This window comes from Streptomyces sp. NPDC003027, assembly GCF_053591435.1.
The window spans coordinates 15,656-32,889 of sequence record NZ_JBSFTU010000021.1; the positions used below are offsets into that span (position 1 = coordinate 15,656).

The 17,234-nt window shown below is 73.2% G+C and carries 14 protein-coding genes; 2 read left to right on the plus strand and 12 right to left on the minus strand.

The features are described 5' to 3' along the window. Nucleotides 1-20: 20 nt before the first annotated feature. From ACWDX6_RS17020 to rsmI, 6 genes are all read right to left on the minus strand, one after another. The gene (locus ACWDX6_RS17020) at nt 21-947 is read right to left on the minus strand and encodes a 4-(cytidine 5'-diphospho)-2-C-methyl-D-erythritol kinase (protein WP_451485698.1); all 927 of its coding nucleotides are present in this window, start codon (nt 945-947) and stop codon (nt 21-23) included. Continuing rightward, nucleotides 944-1,816 carry a 16S rRNA (adenine(1518)-N(6)/adenine(1519)-N(6))-dimethyltransferase RsmA gene (gene rsmA, locus ACWDX6_RS17025; protein WP_451485699.1) on the minus strand — a complete coding sequence of 291 codons (873 nt, stop codon included), beginning with the start codon at nt 1,814-1,816 and terminating at the stop codon, nt 944-946. Before rsmA ends, ACWDX6_RS17020 begins: the two co-directional genes overlap by 4 nt. Further along, nucleotides 1,813-3,090, minus strand: coding sequence for a ubiquitin-like domain-containing protein (locus tag ACWDX6_RS17030; RefSeq protein WP_451485700.1), 1,278 nt, complete (start codon nt 3,088-3,090; stop codon nt 1,813-1,815). Before ACWDX6_RS17030 ends, rsmA begins: the two co-directional genes overlap by 4 nt. An 82-nt stretch (nt 3,091-3,172) precedes the next feature. Next, entirely contained in the window at nt 3,173-4,042 is an 870-nt protein-coding gene (locus ACWDX6_RS17035; protein WP_451485701.1) for a TatD family hydrolase, read from the minus strand. 76 nt (nt 4,043-4,118) lie between these two features. Next, nucleotides 4,119-4,622, minus strand: a complete 504-nt coding sequence (locus ACWDX6_RS17040; protein WP_451485702.1) for a hypothetical protein — start codon at nt 4,620-4,622, stop codon at nt 4,119-4,121. 139 nt (nt 4,623-4,761) lie between these two features. Further along, on the minus strand, nt 4,762-5,649 hold the full coding sequence (gene rsmI, locus ACWDX6_RS17045) for a 16S rRNA (cytidine(1402)-2'-O)-methyltransferase (RefSeq protein ID WP_451485703.1): 888 nt from the start codon (nt 5,647-5,649) through the stop codon (nt 4,762-4,764). Between the two features lie 52 nt (nt 5,650-5,701). Here rsmI and ACWDX6_RS17050 point away from each other — a divergent pair, with 52 nt between their 5' ends. Both ACWDX6_RS17050 and ACWDX6_RS17055 read left to right on the plus strand, forming a co-directional pair. Further along, nucleotides 5,702-7,444, plus strand: a complete 1,743-nt coding sequence (locus ACWDX6_RS17050; protein ID WP_451485704.1) for a dolichyl-phosphate-mannose--protein mannosyltransferase — start codon at nt 5,702-5,704, stop codon at nt 7,442-7,444. A 44-nt stretch (nt 7,445-7,488) separates the two neighbouring features. Continuing rightward, nucleotides 7,489-9,126: a penicillin-binding transpeptidase domain-containing protein gene (locus ACWDX6_RS17055; RefSeq protein ID WP_451485705.1), complete on the plus strand. Its 1,638-nt coding sequence runs from the start codon at nt 7,489-7,491 to the stop codon at nt 9,124-9,126. Nucleotides 9,127-9,239: 113 nt separating this feature from the next. Here ACWDX6_RS17055 and ACWDX6_RS17060 read toward each other — a convergent pair whose 3' ends face one another. From ACWDX6_RS17060 to ACWDX6_RS17085, 6 genes are all read right to left on the minus strand, one after another. Then, nucleotides 9,240-9,854 carry a hypothetical protein gene (locus tag ACWDX6_RS17060; protein ID WP_451485706.1) on the minus strand — a complete coding sequence of 205 codons (615 nt, stop codon included), beginning with the start codon at nt 9,852-9,854 and terminating at the stop codon, nt 9,240-9,242. Between the two features lie 208 nt (nt 9,855-10,062). After that, nucleotides 10,063-13,077, minus strand: coding sequence for a S53 family peptidase (locus tag ACWDX6_RS17065; RefSeq protein WP_451485707.1), 3,015 nt, complete (start codon nt 13,075-13,077; stop codon nt 10,063-10,065). A gap of 308 nt (nt 13,078-13,385) precedes the next feature. After that, on the minus strand, nt 13,386-14,558 hold the full coding sequence (locus ACWDX6_RS17070) for a serine hydrolase domain-containing protein (protein WP_451485708.1): 1,173 nt from the start codon (nt 14,556-14,558) through the stop codon (nt 13,386-13,388). A 75-nt stretch (nt 14,559-14,633) separates the two neighbouring features. After that, the gene (locus ACWDX6_RS17075) at nt 14,634-15,380 is read right to left on the minus strand and encodes an energy-coupling factor ABC transporter ATP-binding protein (protein ID WP_451485709.1); all 747 of its coding nucleotides are present in this window, start codon (nt 15,378-15,380) and stop codon (nt 14,634-14,636) included. A 42-nt stretch (nt 15,381-15,422) separates the two neighbouring features. Further along, complete coding sequence (gene cbiQ / locus ACWDX6_RS17080) at nt 15,423-16,184, minus strand: cobalt ECF transporter T component CbiQ (protein WP_451485710.1); 762 nt, start codon at nt 16,182-16,184, stop codon at nt 15,423-15,425. A gap of 1 nt (nt 16,185) precedes the next feature. After that, nucleotides 16,186-17,229 (minus strand): energy-coupling factor ABC transporter permease, encoded by a 1,044-nt coding sequence (locus tag ACWDX6_RS17085; RefSeq protein ID WP_451485711.1) that lies wholly within the window; start codon nt 17,227-17,229, stop codon nt 16,186-16,188. Nucleotides 17,230-17,234: the final 5 nt, after the last annotated feature.

The window sequence follows — 17,234 nt, forward strand, 5'->3', positions numbered from 1 at the left end:
CATGATCCAAACGAAAGACCCTAGAGCTCGCCGAGGACCGTCGCGCCCGGGGCCGGGGACGTCGCCGTGCGTGCCGTGCGGCAGGTGCCGGAGGCGGTCAGCGCGGCCTCGACCGCCTCCGCCGCCTCCGCGTCCTTCACCAGGAACGCCGTCGTCGGGCCCGAGCCCGAGACCAGGGCGGCGAGGGCGCCGGCCGCCGTGCCGGCCTCCAGGGTGGCGGACAGCGACGGGCGCAGGGAGACGGCGGCCGGCTGGAGGTCGTTGGTCAGGGTCGCGGCCAGCGCGGTCGCGTCTCCGGTGCGCATCGCCTCCAGGAGGGCCGGGGACGCGACCGGCTCGGGCACGTCCACGCCCGCGTTGAGGCGGTCGAACTCGCCGTAGACCGCCGGGGTCGACAGGCCGCCGTCCGCCACCGCGAAGACCCAGTGGAACGCGCCGCCCACCGGCAGCTCCGTCAGCCGCTCGCCCCGGCCGACCCCGAGCGCCGCCCCGCCGACCAGGCTGAACGGCACGTCGCTGCCGAGTTCGGCGCAGATGTCGAGGAGTTCGGCGCGCGAGGAGTTCAGGCCCCACAGCGCGTCGCAGGCGAGCAGCGCGCCCGCACCGTCCGCGCTGCCGCCCGCCATGCCGCCCGCGACGGGGATGTCCTTCGCGATGTGGAGGTGCACGTCCGGTGAGATGCCGTGGCGGGCGGCGAGGAGCTCGGCGGCCCGCGCGGCCAGGTTCGTCCGGTCCAGCGGGACCTTGTCGGCGTCCGGGCCCTCGCACGTGATGGTCAGCTCCGCCGCGGGCGTCGCCGTGACCTCGTCGTACAGGGACACGGCGAGGAAGACGTTGGCCAGGTCGTGGAAGCCGTCGGGGCGCGCCCCGCCGACCGCCAGCTGGACGTTGACCTTCGCGGGCACGCGCACCGTGACGGCGCCCGGGGTCGCCGTACCGCCGCTCACGCCTTCGCCTCCGCGATCCGCGCGAACTCCTCCACCGTCAGCGCCTCACCGCGCGCCTGCGGCGAGATCCCGGCCTTCACCAGCGCCTCCTCGGCGGCGGCGGGCGAGCCCGCCCACCCCGCGAGCGCGGCGCGCAGGGTCTTGCGGCGCTGCGCGAAGGCCGCGTCGACGACCGCGAAGACCTCCGCCTTGGAGGCGGTGGTCGCCACCGGCGCCGTACGGCGGACCAGCGACACCAGGCCCGAGTCGACGTTCGGCGCCGGCCAGAAGACGTTGCGGCCGATCGATCCGGCCCGCTTCACCTCGGCGTACCAGTTCGCCTTGACCGACGGCACGCCGTACACCTTGTTCCCGGGCCGGGCCGCGAGCCGGTCGGCGACCTCCGCCTGGACCATGACGAGGGTGCGCTCGATCGTCGGGAAGCGGTCCAGCATGTGCAGCAGGACGGGCACGGCGACGTTGTACGGCAGATTGGCGACCAGGGCCGTCGGCGGCGGGCCCGGCAGCTCCTGGACATGCATGGCGTCGGAGTGGACCAGCGCGAAACGGTCCTTCTTCGCCGGCAGGCGGGCTTCGATCGTCGCCGGCAGGGCACCGGCCAGCACGTCGTCGATCTCGACGGCCGTCACCCGGTCCGCGGCCTCCAGCAGGGCCAGGGTGAGCGAACCGAGTCCCGGGCCCACCTCCACGACCACGTCGTCGGGGCGCACCTCGGCCGTGCGGACGATCCGCCGGACGGTGTTGGCGTCGATGACGAAGTTCTGGCCCTTCTGCTTCGTGGGGCGCACGCCGAGGGCGGCGGCCAGTTCACGGATGTCGGCGGGGCCGAGGAGGGCGTCGGGGCTTTCGGGGCCGGTGGTGGTGCTCACCGGTACAGCCTACGGCCGCAGTGGGGCCACGGACTCGCCCCCCGCTGCACGTAGAGCTTCTTCGCCCGGTACGTCTGTTCCGAGGCGGGCGCGTTCTGGGCGACTCCGCTGCCGCCGAGGGAACGCCAGGTGCCGGGGTCGAACTGGTACAGCCCGCCGTACGTGCCCGACGGGTCGACGGCGGTCGGGCGGCCGCCGGACTCGCAGGCGGCGAGGGCGCCCCAGTCGAGCCCGTCCGCGCCCGCCACCGACGTGGGCAGCGGCCGGGTGCCGACCCGCACCCGCTGGGTGACGGGCTCGCGGACGATCTCCTCGCCGGTCCTCCTCGGCTTCTGCCGGACGCCGTTGACGGTCCGCAGCATGTAGGTGACCCGGCGTACGCCCTGCGCGCCCTGCCGTTCGACCACCTCGGTGCCGACGAACAGGCCGGGGTCGCGGGTGCGCTCGACGGCGTAGGGGATGGGCTCCTCCCGTACCTCCTTGCTGCCGGTGATCCGCATGACGGTGATCGTCTGTCCGTCGCGCGGGAAGGAGCCGGGCGGTACGGAGGTGGTGTCCTGGCCGGAGAGGGTGATCCCGGCCTGCTCGACGGCCTCGCGGACGGTGGCGGCGTTGGTGCGCAGGGTCCGCTCGCGCCCGTCGGCGAGGAAGGTGACGGTCCGCTCGGTGCGGATGTCCAGGGCGAGGCCCTCGCGGGAGATGGGCGCCGAGCGGGAGACGGAGAGGTACGCGCCCTCGGCCCGGACGCCGAGCTGGCGCAGAGCCTCCTCGACGGTCCGCGCGGTGGTCCACACCTGGCGGCGCTGACCGTCGAGGGTGAGCGCGACGGGCCTGCCGTAGCGGACGACGACCTCGTCCCCGCTGTCCAGGGCCTCGCCGGGGGCGGGGGCGACGAGATCGTGCGCGCCGACGGCCAGGCCTTCGTCGGCGAGGAGCTCGTCGACGTCGTCGGCGAAGGTGTGCAGGGTCCGCGGGGCGCCGTCGACGGAGAGCCGGACGGCCTTGTCGTCGGCGACGAAGGCGCTGGTGCCGCCGGCCAGGAAGGCCACGACGAGGGCCTGCGGGACCAGGCGCCGCAGGCCGTCCCCGGTGCGCGGGGCCGCCTTGCGGCGCCGGCCGGACCGCCGGGCCTCGGCGCGGGTCGCGGCGACAGGTGCGGGGGCCTGGCCGGGGACGACGAGCGGCGCCGCCAAGGTCGGCTGCTCGTGGACGGGCAGCGCCGCGGCCCGGTGTCCGCCGCGCGGGGCTCGGTGACTGCCCTGGGAAGTGCTCACGAGGCCGGGACCCTAGCGGAGGCCCGGTCACTCTCCAAAGCGACTCGACTACGCCCCGTATCCGTTATTCAGCGGTTATCGGTCAGTAATCGAAGGCGGCGGCGGTGTTGGCGGCGATCGCCGCGCTCATCTCGTCCTCTCCGATGCCGCGGACCGCGGCCATCGCCCGGACGGTGACGGGGACGAGGTAGGGGGCGTTGGGCCGGCCCCGGTAGGGCGCCGGGGTCAGGAACGGGGCGTCCGTCTCGACCAGGACCAGCTCGGCCGGGGCGACGGCGAGGGCGTCGCGCAGCGGCTGGGCGTTCTTGAAGGTGACGTTGCCGGCGAAGGACATGTAGTAGCCCTTGGCGGCGCAGATCCGGGCCATGTCGGCGTCGCCGGAGTAGCAGTGGAAGACGGTCCGCTCGGGCGCGCCCTCCTCGTCGAGGATCCGCAGCACGTCGGCGTGGGCCTCGCGGTCGTGGATGACGAGCGCCTTGCCGTGCCGCTTGGCGATCTCGATGTGGGCGCGGAAGGAGCGCTCCTGGGCGGCCATCCCCTCGGGGCCGGTACGGAAGTGGTCCAGGCCGGTCTCGCCGACGGCACGGACCTGCGGCAGGGCGGCGAGCCGGTCGATCTCGGCGAGCGCCTCGTCGAGCGCCGCGTCGCCGCCGGCCTCCCGGACGCCCTGCCGCGACCAGCCGTCCGGATCGCCGAGGACGATCCGGGGCGCCTCGTTGGGGTGCAGGGCGACGGCGGCGTGCACGTTGTCGTGCGCGGCCGCGGTCTCGGCGGCCCAGTGGGAGCCCTTGATGTCGCACCCGACCTGGACGACCGTGGTGACGCCGACGGCGGCGGCCTTGGTGAGGGCCTCCTCGACGGTGCCGGACTGCATGTCCAGGTGGGTGTGCGAGTCCGCCACCGGCACCAGCAGGGGCTCGGGCAGCGGCGGCGGGGCGTCCTTGGAACTCATGACCCCGATCGTACGAGGGGTCACGCGGTCGCTCGCGACGGGCCGGGCCTGCGCGGCGGTCAGGGCACGGCGGGCGCTACGGGGCCGGCGGCTTGCGGTGGAAGAGGTCGGACAGATGCCGGTGGCGGGGTTCCTGCGGGGTGTCCACGTGGACCGGTCCCGGAGCGTCCCGTTCCGGCCGCTTGGCGCGCTCCGTACTCCTGCGCCTCTCCCGTACCTGCCCCCGCTCCAGCTCCTGGCCGATCGGGCCGGCCGGACCGATGGGGTTCGCGGGGGCGGCGCGCCGCTCGGGCCGGGGCTCGTGCGGGTGGTGGGCCTGTTCCCACGAGTCGAGCACCGAGGACACCTGGCCCGCCTTCATGATGCGGACGACATGACCGCCGCAGTTCAGGCAGGTCGGGCTCGACAACGGGGACGGGACCCGCTTGCCGTCGGCCTTGTAGAAGACGAATTCCTTCCCGGCGGCGTCGATGTGGTGCTCGATGTCGTACGCCTGCTCCCAGCCGTAACCGCAGCGCATGCACGCGAAGGCGTACGCCTCATGCGCGACGGTGATCCCGGTGCCGGTGATCTCGCTCATGCCAGCTCCTCTCCACTGGTCCAGTGGACGCCTTTTCGGGCCGGAGCGCATCAGCGCCGGTCGAACAGGGAGAAGCTCTTTGCCTTCCCCTTGCCCGAAGGCCCTCAGGAGGCCCGCCGCGCGGGTTCAGCTTTGCCTTTCACGATAGACCTTTACCCTTCCCCGGGCCTGGCGCCGCCGCGTTCTTCGCCGCGACGACGGCGTCGAACACCTCGCGCTTGGGCAGGCCCGTCTCGGCGGCGACCGCCGCGATGGCCTCCTTGCGCCGCTCCCCCGCCTCCTCGCGCACCCGCACCCTGCGCACCAGTTCCTCCGCGTCCAGGGCGGCCGGATCGGCGGGCGGAGCGCCCTCGACGACGACGGTGATCTCACCCCGTACGCCCTCGGCCGCCCAGGCGGCCAGTTCGCCCAGCGGGCCCCGCTTGACCTCCTCGTACGTCTTGGTCAGCTCCCGGCAGACGGCGGCGCGGCGCTCGGCGCCGAAGACCTCCGCCATCGCGGCGAGGGTGTCGTCGAGCCGGTGGGGGGCCTCGAAATAGACGAGGGTGCGGCGCTCGTCCGCGACCTCGCGGAGCCGGCCGAGCCGCTCACCGGCCTTGCGGGGCAGGAAGCCCTCGAAGCAGAAGCGGTCCACGGGCAGCCCGGACAGGGCGAGGGCGGTCAGCACGGCGGAGGGCCCGGGCACCGCGGTGACCTTGATGTCGCGTTCGACGGCGGCGGCGACCAGGCGGTAGCCGGGGTCGGAGACGGACGGCATGCCCGCGTCGGTGACGAGCAGCACCCGGGCACCGCCCGCCAGCGCCTCCACCAGTTCGGGCGTACGGGCGGATTCGTTGCCCTCGAAGTAGGAGACGACCCGGCCCGAGGTGTGCACGCCGAGGGCGCGGGTCAGGCCGCGCAGCCGCCGGGTGTCCTCCGCCGCCACGATGTCGGCGGTCTGGAGCTCCGCCGCGAGCCTCGGCGGCGCGTCCGCGATCTCCCCGATGGGTGTCCCTGCAAGTACCAGCGTTCCTGTCACATGGGCCATCCTCGCAGCCCGGACAGGCGACTCGCACAGGCACGTTCCCTACGATGGCGCGGTGACCAGTACCGCACCTGAGGCCCTGCAGGGTCAGCACGCCGTGGAAGAGCCCCCGCCGTGGCAGCAGCGTCTGCGGCGCTTCGGCTACGCGCCCCCGGCCGGGAGCGCCGCCGGGCCCGGGCTGCGGGAGCGTCTCGTACCGCCGTACACCCGGCCCTCGGAGCGGCTGTGGTCGCTGCTCGGGATCTCGCCGGGCGGCGCGGACCGGCTGTGGCGGCTGGCCCCCTGGGGCGGTCCCCTGCTGGTGGCGGCCTTCGCGGGGCTGCTGCGGTTCTGGAACCTGGGCAAGCCGCACGCGGTGATATTCGACGAGACGTACTACGCCAAGGACGCCTGGGCGCTGATCAACCAGGGGTACGAGGGGGCGTGGCCGAAGGACGTCGACAAGACGATCCTGACGGACCCGGGCTCGGTCGTGATCCCGACGGAGCCCGGCTATGTGGTCCATCCGCCGATGGGCAAGTGGGTCATCGGCGTCGGCGAGAAGCTCTTCGACTTCACGCCGTTCGGCTGGCGTTTCATGGTGGCGCTGCTCGGCACCCTGTCGGTGCTGATGCTCTGCCGGATCGGCCGGCGGCTGTTCCGCTCGACGTTCCTGGGCTGTCTGGCGGGCACGCTGCTCGCCGTGGACGGTCTGCACTTCGTGATGAGCCGTACGGCGCTGCTCGACCAGGTGCTGATGTTCTTCGTCCTCGCGTCGTTCGGGTGTCTGCTGATCGACCGTGACTGGGCGCGGCGAAGGCTGGCGGCGGCGCTCCCGGTGGACGAGGAAGGGCTGCTGCGGCCGGACGCGACGGTCGCGGGGACGTTGCGGCTCGGGTGGCGGCCGTGGCGGCTGGCGGCGGGGGTGATGCTGGGTCTGGCGTTCGCCACGAAGTGGAACGGCCTCTACATCATGGCCGCGTTCGGTGTGATGGCGGTGCTCTGGGACGCGGGCGGCCGGCGGACGGCGGGCGCGGTCCGCCCGTATCTCGCGGTGTGCAGGCGGGACCTGGTGCCGGCGTTCGTCTCGGTGGTCCCGGTCGCGATCCTCACCTACCTCGCCACCTGGACGGGCTGGATCGCCTCGGACAAGGGCTATTTCCGCAACTGGGCGGCCGAGCAGGACAAGCTGACGGGCGGCGGTCTCTGGGCGTGGCTGCCGGACTGGCTGCGCAGCCTGTGGCACTACGAGACCGAGGTCTACAACTTCCACGTCAGTCTGACCTCGCACCACACCTACCAGTCGAACCCGTGGAGCTGGATCGTCCTGGGCCGGCCGGTGTCGTACTTCTACGAGAGCCCGTCACCGGGCGAGGCGGGCTGCCCGGCGAACGCGACGGAGAAGTGCGCCCAGGAGGTCCTGGCGCTGGGCACACCCCTGCTGTGGTGGGCCGCGTGCTTCGCGATCCTCTACGTCCTGTGGCGCTGGTTCTTCCGCCGGGACTGGCGGGCGGGCGCGATCGCCTGCGGCATCGCGGCGGGCTGGGTGCCGTGGTTCCTCTACCAGGAACGCACCATCTTCCTCTTCTACGCGGTGGTCTTCGTGCCGTTCCTGTGCCTCGCCGTGACGATGATGATCGGGGCGATGGTGGGGCCGCGGGGCTCCTCGGAGAGACGGCGGACCTTCGGGGCGGTGGGTGCCGGAGTCCTGGTGCTGCTGATCGTCTGGAACTTCATCTACTTCTGGCCGCTCTACACCGGGCAGGCGATTCCGATGGACCAGTGGCGCAACCGGATGTGGCTCGACACCTGGGTCTGACGGCTGCTTGACTGCGGCGACCACCTGGGGAGGGGAGCGCCGAGATGCGCAGTGGAGCCAAGGTCGCCATAGTCGGGGGAGTCTTCGTCGTCGTCGCGGGCGGTATGGGGTACGGGGGCTACAACCTCTGGAACGGGATCAGCGGGGGTGCGGGCGGCTCCGGGGTGAGTTCCCGGGCGGGGGCCGAGGAGAAGCGGACCGGGCCCCTCACCGAGGACGAGATCACGCGGACCGCCGAGGAGTTCCTGGCCGCCTGGGCGGCCGGGGAGTCGGACCGGGCCGCGCAGTCGACCGACGACCCGGTCGAGGCGGGGCCCGCCGTGCTCAACCATCGCGAGGGGGCGATGGTCTCCAAGGCCGTCATCACCCCCGGCGCGGCCGTCGGCGCGAAGGTGCCGTTCACGGTCAGCGCCACCGTGACGTACGAGGGGCGGTCGGCGCCCTGGACGTACGCCTCGGAGCTGACCGTGGTGCGCGGGCTGACCACCGGGCGGCCGCTGGTCGACTGGACGCCGGCCGTCATCCACCCCAAGCTCACCAAGGGCACGACCCTGCGGACCGGGACGGCGAAGAGCGCCGCCGTCAAGGCGGTCGACCGCCGGGGCGTCGAGCTGACGAAGGAGAAGTACCCGTCGCTCGGGCCGGTCCTCGACCAGCTCCGCGAGAAGTACGGTGAGCGGGCCGGCGGGACGCCCGGGGTCGAGACCTGGATCGAGAGTCCCACCGAGGGCGTCGCGAACACCACCCTGCTGACCCTCGCCAAGGGCAGGGAGGGCGAGCTGAGGACGACCATCGACGCGGACGTGCAGGCGGCCGCGGAGCGGGCGGTGGCGCGGTACGGGCAGGCGTCGGTGGTCGCGGTCAGGCCGTCGACGGGCGAGGTCCGGGCCGTCGCCAACAGCCCGGCGGGCGGTTACAACACGGCCTTCCTCGGCAAGCAGGCGCCCGGCTCGACCCTGAAGATCGTCACGGCCGCGCTGCTCCTGGAGAAGGGGCTGGTGAAGGCGGACCGGGCCACCGAGTGCCCGAAGTACGCCCTGTACCAGGGGCGCCGCTTCCACAACCTGCGGGAGTTCGAGCTCGGGAACGTCCCCTTCGCGAAGAGTTTCGCCCAGTCCTGCAACACGGCCTTCATCAAGAAGATCGACGACGTCGGGGACGACGCGGCGCTCGGCGAGGAGGCCCGGGACGTCTTCGGGATCGGCCTCGACTGGCAGACCGGAATCCCGTCCTTCGACGGCAGCGTCCCGGCGGAGACGGGCGGTGAGGCGGCCGCGCAGTACATCGGTCAGGGCACCGTCCAGATGAACGTGCTGAACATCGCCTCGATCACCGCCACCACGAAGGACGGAACGTTCAAGCAGCCGTTCCTCGTGCCCAGGAGCCTGGACGACCGGCAGTTCGCCACCGCGTCCCGCGAGCTGCCCGACCCGGTGGCCCGACAGCTGCGCGACATGATGCGGCTCACCGCGACCGGCGGCACGGGTGCGAAGGCGATGGCCGGTGTGGGCGGCGACAAGGGCGCCAAGACGGGATCGGCCGAGGTGGGCGGGCAGTCCACCTCCAACAGCTGGTTCGCCGGCTTCTCCGACGACCTCGCCGCCGCGGCCGTCGTCCAGGAGGGCGGGCACGGCGGGGACGCGGCGGGGCCGGTGGTGGCGAGCGTGCTGAAGGCGGGGTAGGGGCGGGAAGGGGCTCGGGCGCCACTGCGGGCGGCGTCCGGGAAAGGTGCTCGCACGGCCCGTACGCGTGGAGCGGTGCCGCTGCGGGCGGGCGCGGGCGTCGAGCGCGGGCGTCAGGAGGGGGGAGCCGAGATCACCATGACCACCTCGAACTCCTCGACCGACCGCAGGGTCGCCCGCGTCTTGGTGGTGACCTCGCCCCGCATCGCGGCGGCGGGGCCCCGGGATGCCGCGAAGCTGCCCCGGTCGGCGTAGATCGCGCCCACGATGCCGCGCCCGCCGGCGCGGTCGATGAGCAGTGATCCGCCCAGGAACCCCGGCATGGCCTGGAGTCGGGGCAGGACACCGTCCCTGAAGGAGTCGACCAGGGGGTCCGTGTGGGACGGGTCGAACTCCACGCGGGTCAGCCGGAAGCAGGCGCCCTCGCCGACCGACTCGGCTCGCTGCGCGACCGCGGCCTCCCAGTTGTCGACGGTCAAGGTGGTGGCGAACGGCGACAACATCTCGGACCGCAGCTGCCCCATGCGCTCGGCACTGCTCCGCAGGGCTTCCTCGTCCTGCCACCACGTGCCGACCATGAGCTTCCCGAGCTCCCGGTCCACGAACACGCCCGCCCCAACGAAGCCCGGCGTCTGCTCCAACGGCTCCCTGCCTTCCGTGGTCAGCTTGCGCACGGCCTCGTCGAGCTTGGCCGGATCACCCGTCGCATAAGTCGTCCGAACGAACATGACACCCTTTCCCCACTGGACCGATTCTGTTCTCCATACGACGGCCGCCACGCGCCTTCGGCAAGGCGACCGGGGCGTTCGGGTGTCCGCCCGCGGCCGCTCCGGGGTCGCGTCGCCGCCGGGGGCATCGGCGACATACCGAGGGCCCTGCCCCCACCGTGGTGGTGGGGGCAGGGCCCTGAGGTGATGACGGCGCCGTGCGGCGCTCCTACATGTAGTAGCCGAACAGGTCGGCGATCACATGCGCGCTTCCGTTGTTCACCCGGAAGTCGATCTTGCCGTTGACCACCGGGACGGTCACCAGGTTCGCCACCGTCTGGCCGGTCGTCCAGTTGAGGTTGGACGCGTTCGGCAGCGGGGTCCCGTCCGGCCACACGGTCATGAAGCCGGGGGCCGTCGGGGCCGTGACGGTGACGTTGAGGACCACGGCCTTGGCGTTCGCCAGGGTGTGGCCGTCGTTGAGGTTCAGCACCAGGTTGCTGCCCGCGGCGAGCGGTGCGGCCTTGGCCGTGCCGAGCGCGGAGCGGGTGTCGAGCAGCCGGCTCGGGCCCGCCGTGTGGAAGGACGAGCCCTCCGCCTGGGTGTAGTAGCCGAAGACGTCGGCGATGAAGTGCACGGTGCCGTTGCCGAAGTTGTGCAGGTTCACCTTGCCGTCGGCGCCGATCGGCAGGACGACCATGTTCGGACGGGTCTGGCCCGTGAGCCAGTTGATGTTCGAGGCGGTCGGGCGGGCGGCGCCGCTCGGGTACGCGATCAGGTGGCCGTTGGAGGCCGGCGCGGTCGCGGTGACGTTGAGGACCACCGCGGTGGCGCCCGTGGCGGGCACCCCGCCGGCTCCGGCGACCTGCAGGGAGACGGTGCCCTTGCCCGCGACCGGGGTCTTGCCCGCGACGCCGATGGCGTTGCGGGTGTCGAGGATCCGGGCCGGGCCCTTGGGCGTGTAGGTGCTGCCGCCGTCGGCCGTGGAGTAGTAGCCGGCGACGTCCGCGATGAGGTGGGTCGTACCGCTGCCGTGCGTGTAGAGGTCGATCGACCCGTCCTTGCCGACCGGGACGGTCACCAGGTTCGGGATGGTCTCGCCCTTGAGCCAGTTCATGTTCGACGAGACCGGGCGGGTGGTGCCGCTCGGGTACGCGATGAGGTGGCCAGTGGCGGTCGGCGCGGTCGCGGTGACGTTGACGACGACCGCGGTGACGCCGGTGGCCGGGACGCCGCCGACGCCCGCCACCTTCAGCTTGACCGTGCCGGACGGGGCGACCGGGGTGGTCCCGGGGCGGCCGACGCCGTAACGGGTGTCGAGGACACGGGCCGGGGTGAGCGCGTTGAACGTGGCGGCCGGGGAGCGCGGGACGGCCTGGCAGAGGCCCTTGACGATCTCGCGGCCGTTGGGGGTGCCGAGGCCGGTGGCCAGGTCGTAGCCGGCGGTGGCCTGGTAGAGCCCGCTGAAGTTGCCGGAGTCCGTCAGGTTGTTGTGGCCGGTGGTGACGTCACGGAACGCGGTGTCCGGGAGCTTGTACAGCGCCGGGTGGACGTAGCCGACCGAGCCGTTGGCCTGGCAGGCGAGGTCCTGGTTGGCCTGGGCCATGAGCGCGGCCCAGACCGGGGCGGCGCCGCTGGTGCCGCCGATGACCCACCACCACTGGCCGCCGTCCTGCCCGAAGGCGACCGGATAGCCGGTGGCGCTGTCGCCCACGGCGGAGACGTCCGGCACCTGGCGGCAGACCGTGCCCTCGCCGGCGGCGCAGGCGTCGCTGTAGCCGAGGCCGCTGCGGTTCTGGAAGCCGTCGGAGGGCACCGTGTGGTGCCGCGAGACGCCGCCGCCGGATCCGGTCCAGGTGGTCTGGTCGGCGACGGAGGTGCGCATGGTGGTGCCGCCGACGCCGAGGACGTACGGCGAGTTGGCCGGGCTGTCGGCCACCAGCTGGTCGCCGTTCGGCTGGTCGGGGACGCCGTTCTGGTCGTGGTCGAAGTAGCAGCCGGTCGAGCCGCTGTCGCCGGAGGCGGCGACGACGGTCTGGCCCTGTGCCGCGGCCTGCTGGAAGGCGAGGTTCTCGGCGTCCATGACCTCGGCCGGGGTGTTCATCTCGCAGCTGCCCCAGCTGACGGAGACGACCTTGGCACGGTTGTCCGTGACGATCTTGCGGAAGACGTCGACGCCGTCCTTCCAGGTGTTCGGGCCCTGGTAGACGAGGATCTTGGACTGCGGTGCCAGACCGATGACGGTCTCGACGTCGAGCGCGGTCTCCATGCCGGCGCCGGTGTCCAGGCCCGCGGGCTCCTGGGGCCCGCCGTTGACCCGGATGTCGGTCACCGGCACCTTGGTGCGGTGGCAGGCCTGGTAGCTCGCGATGTCCCGCCGGTCGTAGTTCTCCAGCGAGTAGATGGCGACCGTGGTGCCGTTCTGCACGTTCGGCTGGTCCGCCATGTTGTACTGCGCCGCCAGGGACCGGGCGCTCCAGTAGTCCTTGGTGTCGTACATCGGCGGGTACTCGGGGTCGGACGCGTCCGCGAACATGTTCTTGATCTCGGCGCACATCGTCCCGGTGGTCCCGGTCAGCCGGGGCTGGCGGGCGACCTCGCCCGAGTCGCCCGTCCGCTGCACGCGGGCCGCCCGCTTCGAGCCGGTGTTGCGCGGCTCGTACGCGCCGAGGGTGCTCAGGCCGACGACACCGCGGACGGCCTTCGCCGTCTCGCCGTCGAACCGCGGGGCGGCCGTGTTGGTGAGGCCCTGCTCGCCGTTCTCCAGCCGGTAGCCGTCGAACTCGGTCGCGAAGGCCTTCGCGGCCTCGCCGACCGACGCGCGCACCGGCAGGGTGAGGCCGTCCGCCTCCAGTTCGCCGACCGTGAGGCCCTTGGCCTCCAGCTCGGCGCGGACCTTCGCCACCGCGGCCGGGTCGGCGCCGAAGGTGGCCGCGAACTCGCCGGTACCGAGGTACTGGCGGTACAGCGGCGACTTCGGGTCCGAGACCCCGGCGACGAAACGGTTCAGCGCGGCCTGGTCGCGCGGCTGAAGCACGATGCTCAGGTCGAGCGTCCGGCCGGCCGCCGGGTCCGCCGTGCGGACGGCGCCGTGCGGAACCTTCGGGGCCGAGCCGACCCGCTTCGGGGCGGGCTCGTCCTCGGTGGCCGCGTACGACGCCGGCATCCCGGCTGCGGTGACGGCCAGGGCGGCGACGGCCGCCGCGCCCCATCTGAATGCCTTCTCACGGGCGGTTCGGCCCATGCACACTCCCTCTCACGATCCCCGTCGCCGGCCGCGAGAGCAGGGCGAGACCGCGGAAGGGGTGCGCACCGGCCCGCGTGCGGGCACGGCGCGAGCATGGAGTGGCGGTTCGTGGGTCCGGGCACGGCCCGGGACCGAACTGCGTGAAGCCCCCCCGGCGGTGTCACCGCTCCCGAGCGGCGGACGACGGCCAGGAGTGAATCTCTATCAGGAGCGAAAACGGTTCAGCGCACCGGGTTTCGATGGTTACCGGACCGTGATCATGACATATCGGTACGCAGGTGACGCCGCCGGAGCTTCGGGGTGGCTCACACCACCGAGCGCACCGCCCGCACCAGGGCCTGGGCGCGCGGGTCGGCCGTCACCGTCCTGCGCATCCCGTTCGTGACGTAACCGAAGGCGATCCCCGACTCCGGGTCGGCGAAGCCCAGCGAACCGCCCCGGCCCGGGTGGCCGAAGGAGGTGGGGCCGAGGAGCGGGGAGGCGGGTCCGTGGAGCATGTGGCCGAGGCCGAAGCGGGTGGAGACGATCAGGACGCGGTCGGGTCCGGTGGACTCCTCGGTCCGGGCGAGCGTCAGGGTCGCCGGGGCGAAGAGGCGGACGCCGCCGTCGACGGGGCCGAGGGTCGAGGCGTAGAAGCGGGCCAGCGCGCGGGCCGTGGAGACACCGGCGGAGCCGGGGAGTTCGGCCGCCCGGTAGACCGGGTCGTTCTCGTCGGGCTGCGGGTCGATCGCCCCGAAGGCGCGCCTGGTCAGCGAGTCGGGGTCGCGGTACGCCTCGGTGACGGAGCGCTTGGGGCGCAGCTTCAGGGCGCCGCCGCCGGGCGGCTCGGTCTCCTCGACCGGGCCCAGGCGGCCGACCCGGTGGGCCTCGTCGTGCGGCAGCCCGATCCACAGGTCGAGGCCGAGCGGGCGGGCGATCTCCTCGGCGACCCAGCGGCCGATGGTGCGGCCGGTGACCCGGTGGACGAGGCCGCCGAGCAGCCAGCTGAAGGTGTGGGCGTGGTAGCCGTGGGCGGTGCCGGGTTCCCAGACGGGTGCCTGGGCGGCGACGGCGGCCTGGGCGGTCTCCGGGTCGACGGCCTCGGCGAGGGTCAACGGCCGGTCGAGGACCGGCACTCCCGCCTGGTGCGCGAGCAACTGCCGTACGCTCACGCGGTCCTTGCCGGCCGCCTTGAACTCCGGCCAGTACGTGCCCACCGGGGCGTCCAGGTCGAGCTGGCCGCGCTGGTGCAGCAGCAGGGGTACGGCGGCGGCGACGCCCTTGGTGGCCGAGCGGACCACCTGTGCGGTGTCCACGGCCCAGGGGGCCTGCCGGGCGTCGCCGTCGGCGTCCCGGGCGCCCGCCCACAGGTCCACGACCTTGACGCCGTCGCGGTAGACGGCGACGGCCGCGCCGCGCTCCCCCCGGTGTTCGAAGTTGTGCAGGAACGCGTCCCTGACCGGCTCGAATCCCGCCGCCACCGTGCCCCGGACGTCCACGTCCCACACTCCTTCTCGTTCACTGCTCCCGCCCCATGGTGCAACGCCGGCGGTGAGGGCCCGATTCCGGGGCGGTCAGGAGACGGACTGCGGGACGAACCCGTACGGCAGTTCCAGGCGGTGGCGGCCCATCAGCTCGGCGTCGGCCAGGATCTTCCCCGTCGGGCCGTCCGCGGCGATCACCCCGTCGCCGAGGATCACCGACCGGGGGCAGAGCTCCAGGGCGTACGGAAGGTCGTGGGTGACCATGAGGACGGTGACGTCCAGGGAGCGCAGGATGTCGGCGAGCTCGCGGCGCGAGGCCGGGTCGAGGTTGGAGGAGGGCTCGTCCAGGACGAGGATCTCCGGCTCCATCGCGAGGACGGTCGCCACCGCCACCCGCCGCCGCTGCCCGAAGGAGAGGTGGTGCGGCGGCCGGTCGGCGTACCGCGCCATGCCGACGCGCTCCAGCGCCCGGTGGACGACGGACTCCAGGCGTTCCCCGCGCAGTCCGGCCGCGGCCGGTCCGAAGGCCACGTCCTCGCGCACGGTCGGCATGAAGAGCTGGTCGTCGGGGTCCTGGAAGACGATCCCGACGCGGCGCCGGATCTCGGCGAGGTTCCGCTTCTCGACGGGCAGTCCGGCGACCGCGACGGTGCCGGCGCCCGCGGTGAGGATGCCGTTGAGGTGCAGGACGAGGGTGGTCTTGCCGGCGCCGTTGGGGCCCAGGAGCGCCACCCGCTCGCCGCGTTCGACGGTCAGGTCGACGCCGAAGAGGGCCTGGTGTCCGTCGGGGTAGGCGTACGCGAGGCCGCGCACGTCGAGGGAGGGGGGAGGGGTCATGGCATCCGTCCGAGGAGGCAGATCAGGAGGGCCGGGCAGGGGTCATGGCGTCCGTCCGAGGAGGCAGATCAGGAGGGCCGCGGCGGGCAGGGCGGCGGCGTGGAGCCACTGGGCGCGGGTGGCGGTCACCTCGTCGATGACCGGCATGGAACCCGCGTACCCCCGGCTGACCATCGCGAGGTGCACGCGTTCGCCGCGCTCGTACGAGCGGATGAAGAGCGCACCCGCCGAGGTGGCGAGGACGCCCCAGTGGCGGACGCCTTTCGCCTCGAAGCCGCGCGAGCGGCGGGCGATGGACATGCGGCGCATCTCGTCGGTGATCACATCGCCGTACCGGATCATGAAGGAGGCGATCTGGACGAGCAGGGGCGGCAGTCTGAGCCGCTGGAGGCCGAGGAGCAGGGCGCGCAGTTCGGTGGTGGAGGCGAGGAGCACGGAGGCGGCGACGCCGAGGGTGCCCTTGGCGAGGACGTTCCAGGCGCCCCACAGACCGGGGACGGAGAGGGAGACGCCGAGGACGGTCGTCTGCTCGCCCGGGACCACGAAGGGCATGAGGAAGGCGAACGCCACGAACGGGACCTCGATCACCAGGCGCCGCAGCAGGTAGCCGGCCGGGATGCGGGCGACCGCCGCCACGCCGCCGAGCAGGGCGGCGTGGAGGGCGAAGGCCCAGACGGCCTCGCGGGGTGTGGAGACGACGACGATCACGAAGCCGAGGACGGCGACGAGCTTGGTGTGCGGGGGCAGCGCGTGGACCGGCGAGTCTCCCGGCCGGTAGAGCTTGTGCGCGTGCCCCGCACCCATGTCAGACGCTCTCGGTCGTACGGGACTCGGCCTCGGCGGCCTTGCGGCGGCGTACGGCCCAGAAGGCGCCGGTGCCGACGGCGAGGGTCGTGCCGACGCCGATCACGCCGGCCAGGCCGCCCGAGAGGCGGGCGTCCTCGACGTCCTTGACGCCGTAGTCCGCGAGCGGCGAGCCGGCGGCGGCGTGTTCCTCGACGTTCTTGTCGATGCCCTGGTCGGCGGCGACCTTCTCCAGGCCGTCCGGGTCGGCGGAGGCGTAGAAGGAGACGAAGCCGGCCAGGAGGAGTGCGGTGGCCAGGCCGCCGATCCAGACCTTCTTCGGGGAGCCGGCCGGGGCGGGCGCCGCGGCCGGGGCGGCGTCGACCAGTTCTCCGTCGACGCGCAGCTTGAGCGGGGCGGTCAGGCCGCGGGCGCCGTACACGAGGTCGGGCCGTACGGCGACGACCGCGCCGACGGTCAGCATGGTGATCACGGCCTCGCCGACGCCGATCAGGGTGTGGACGCCGACCATCGCGGTGAGCACCTTGCCGATCGGTACGTCGGTGGTGCCGCCGATCGCGTAGACGAGGGTGAAGGCGGCGGCCGCGGCCGGTACGGAGACGAGCGCGGCGACGAAGGAGGCGGCGGTCACCGAGCGGCGGGTGCGCGGCAGCACGAGGACGAGGCCGCGGAAGAGGGCGTAGGCGACGACGACCGTGACCACGCCCATGACGGTGATGTTGACGCCGAGCGCGGTCAGGCCGCCGTCGGCGAAGAGGATGCCCTGCATGAGCAGGACGACGGCGATGCAGAGCACGCCCGTGTACGGCCCGACCAGGATGGCGGCGAGGGCTCCGCCGAGCAGATGTCCGCTGGTCCCGGCGGCGACCGGGAAGTTCAGCATCTGCACGGCGAAGACGAAGGCCGCGACCAGCCCGGCGAGCGGCGCCGCCCGCTCGTCGAGTTCGCGGCGGGCTCCGCGCAGGGAGACGGCGACGGCGCCCGCGGCGACGACTCCGGCGGCGGCCGACACGGGGGCGTTGATGAATCCGTCGGGTACATGCACGGCGT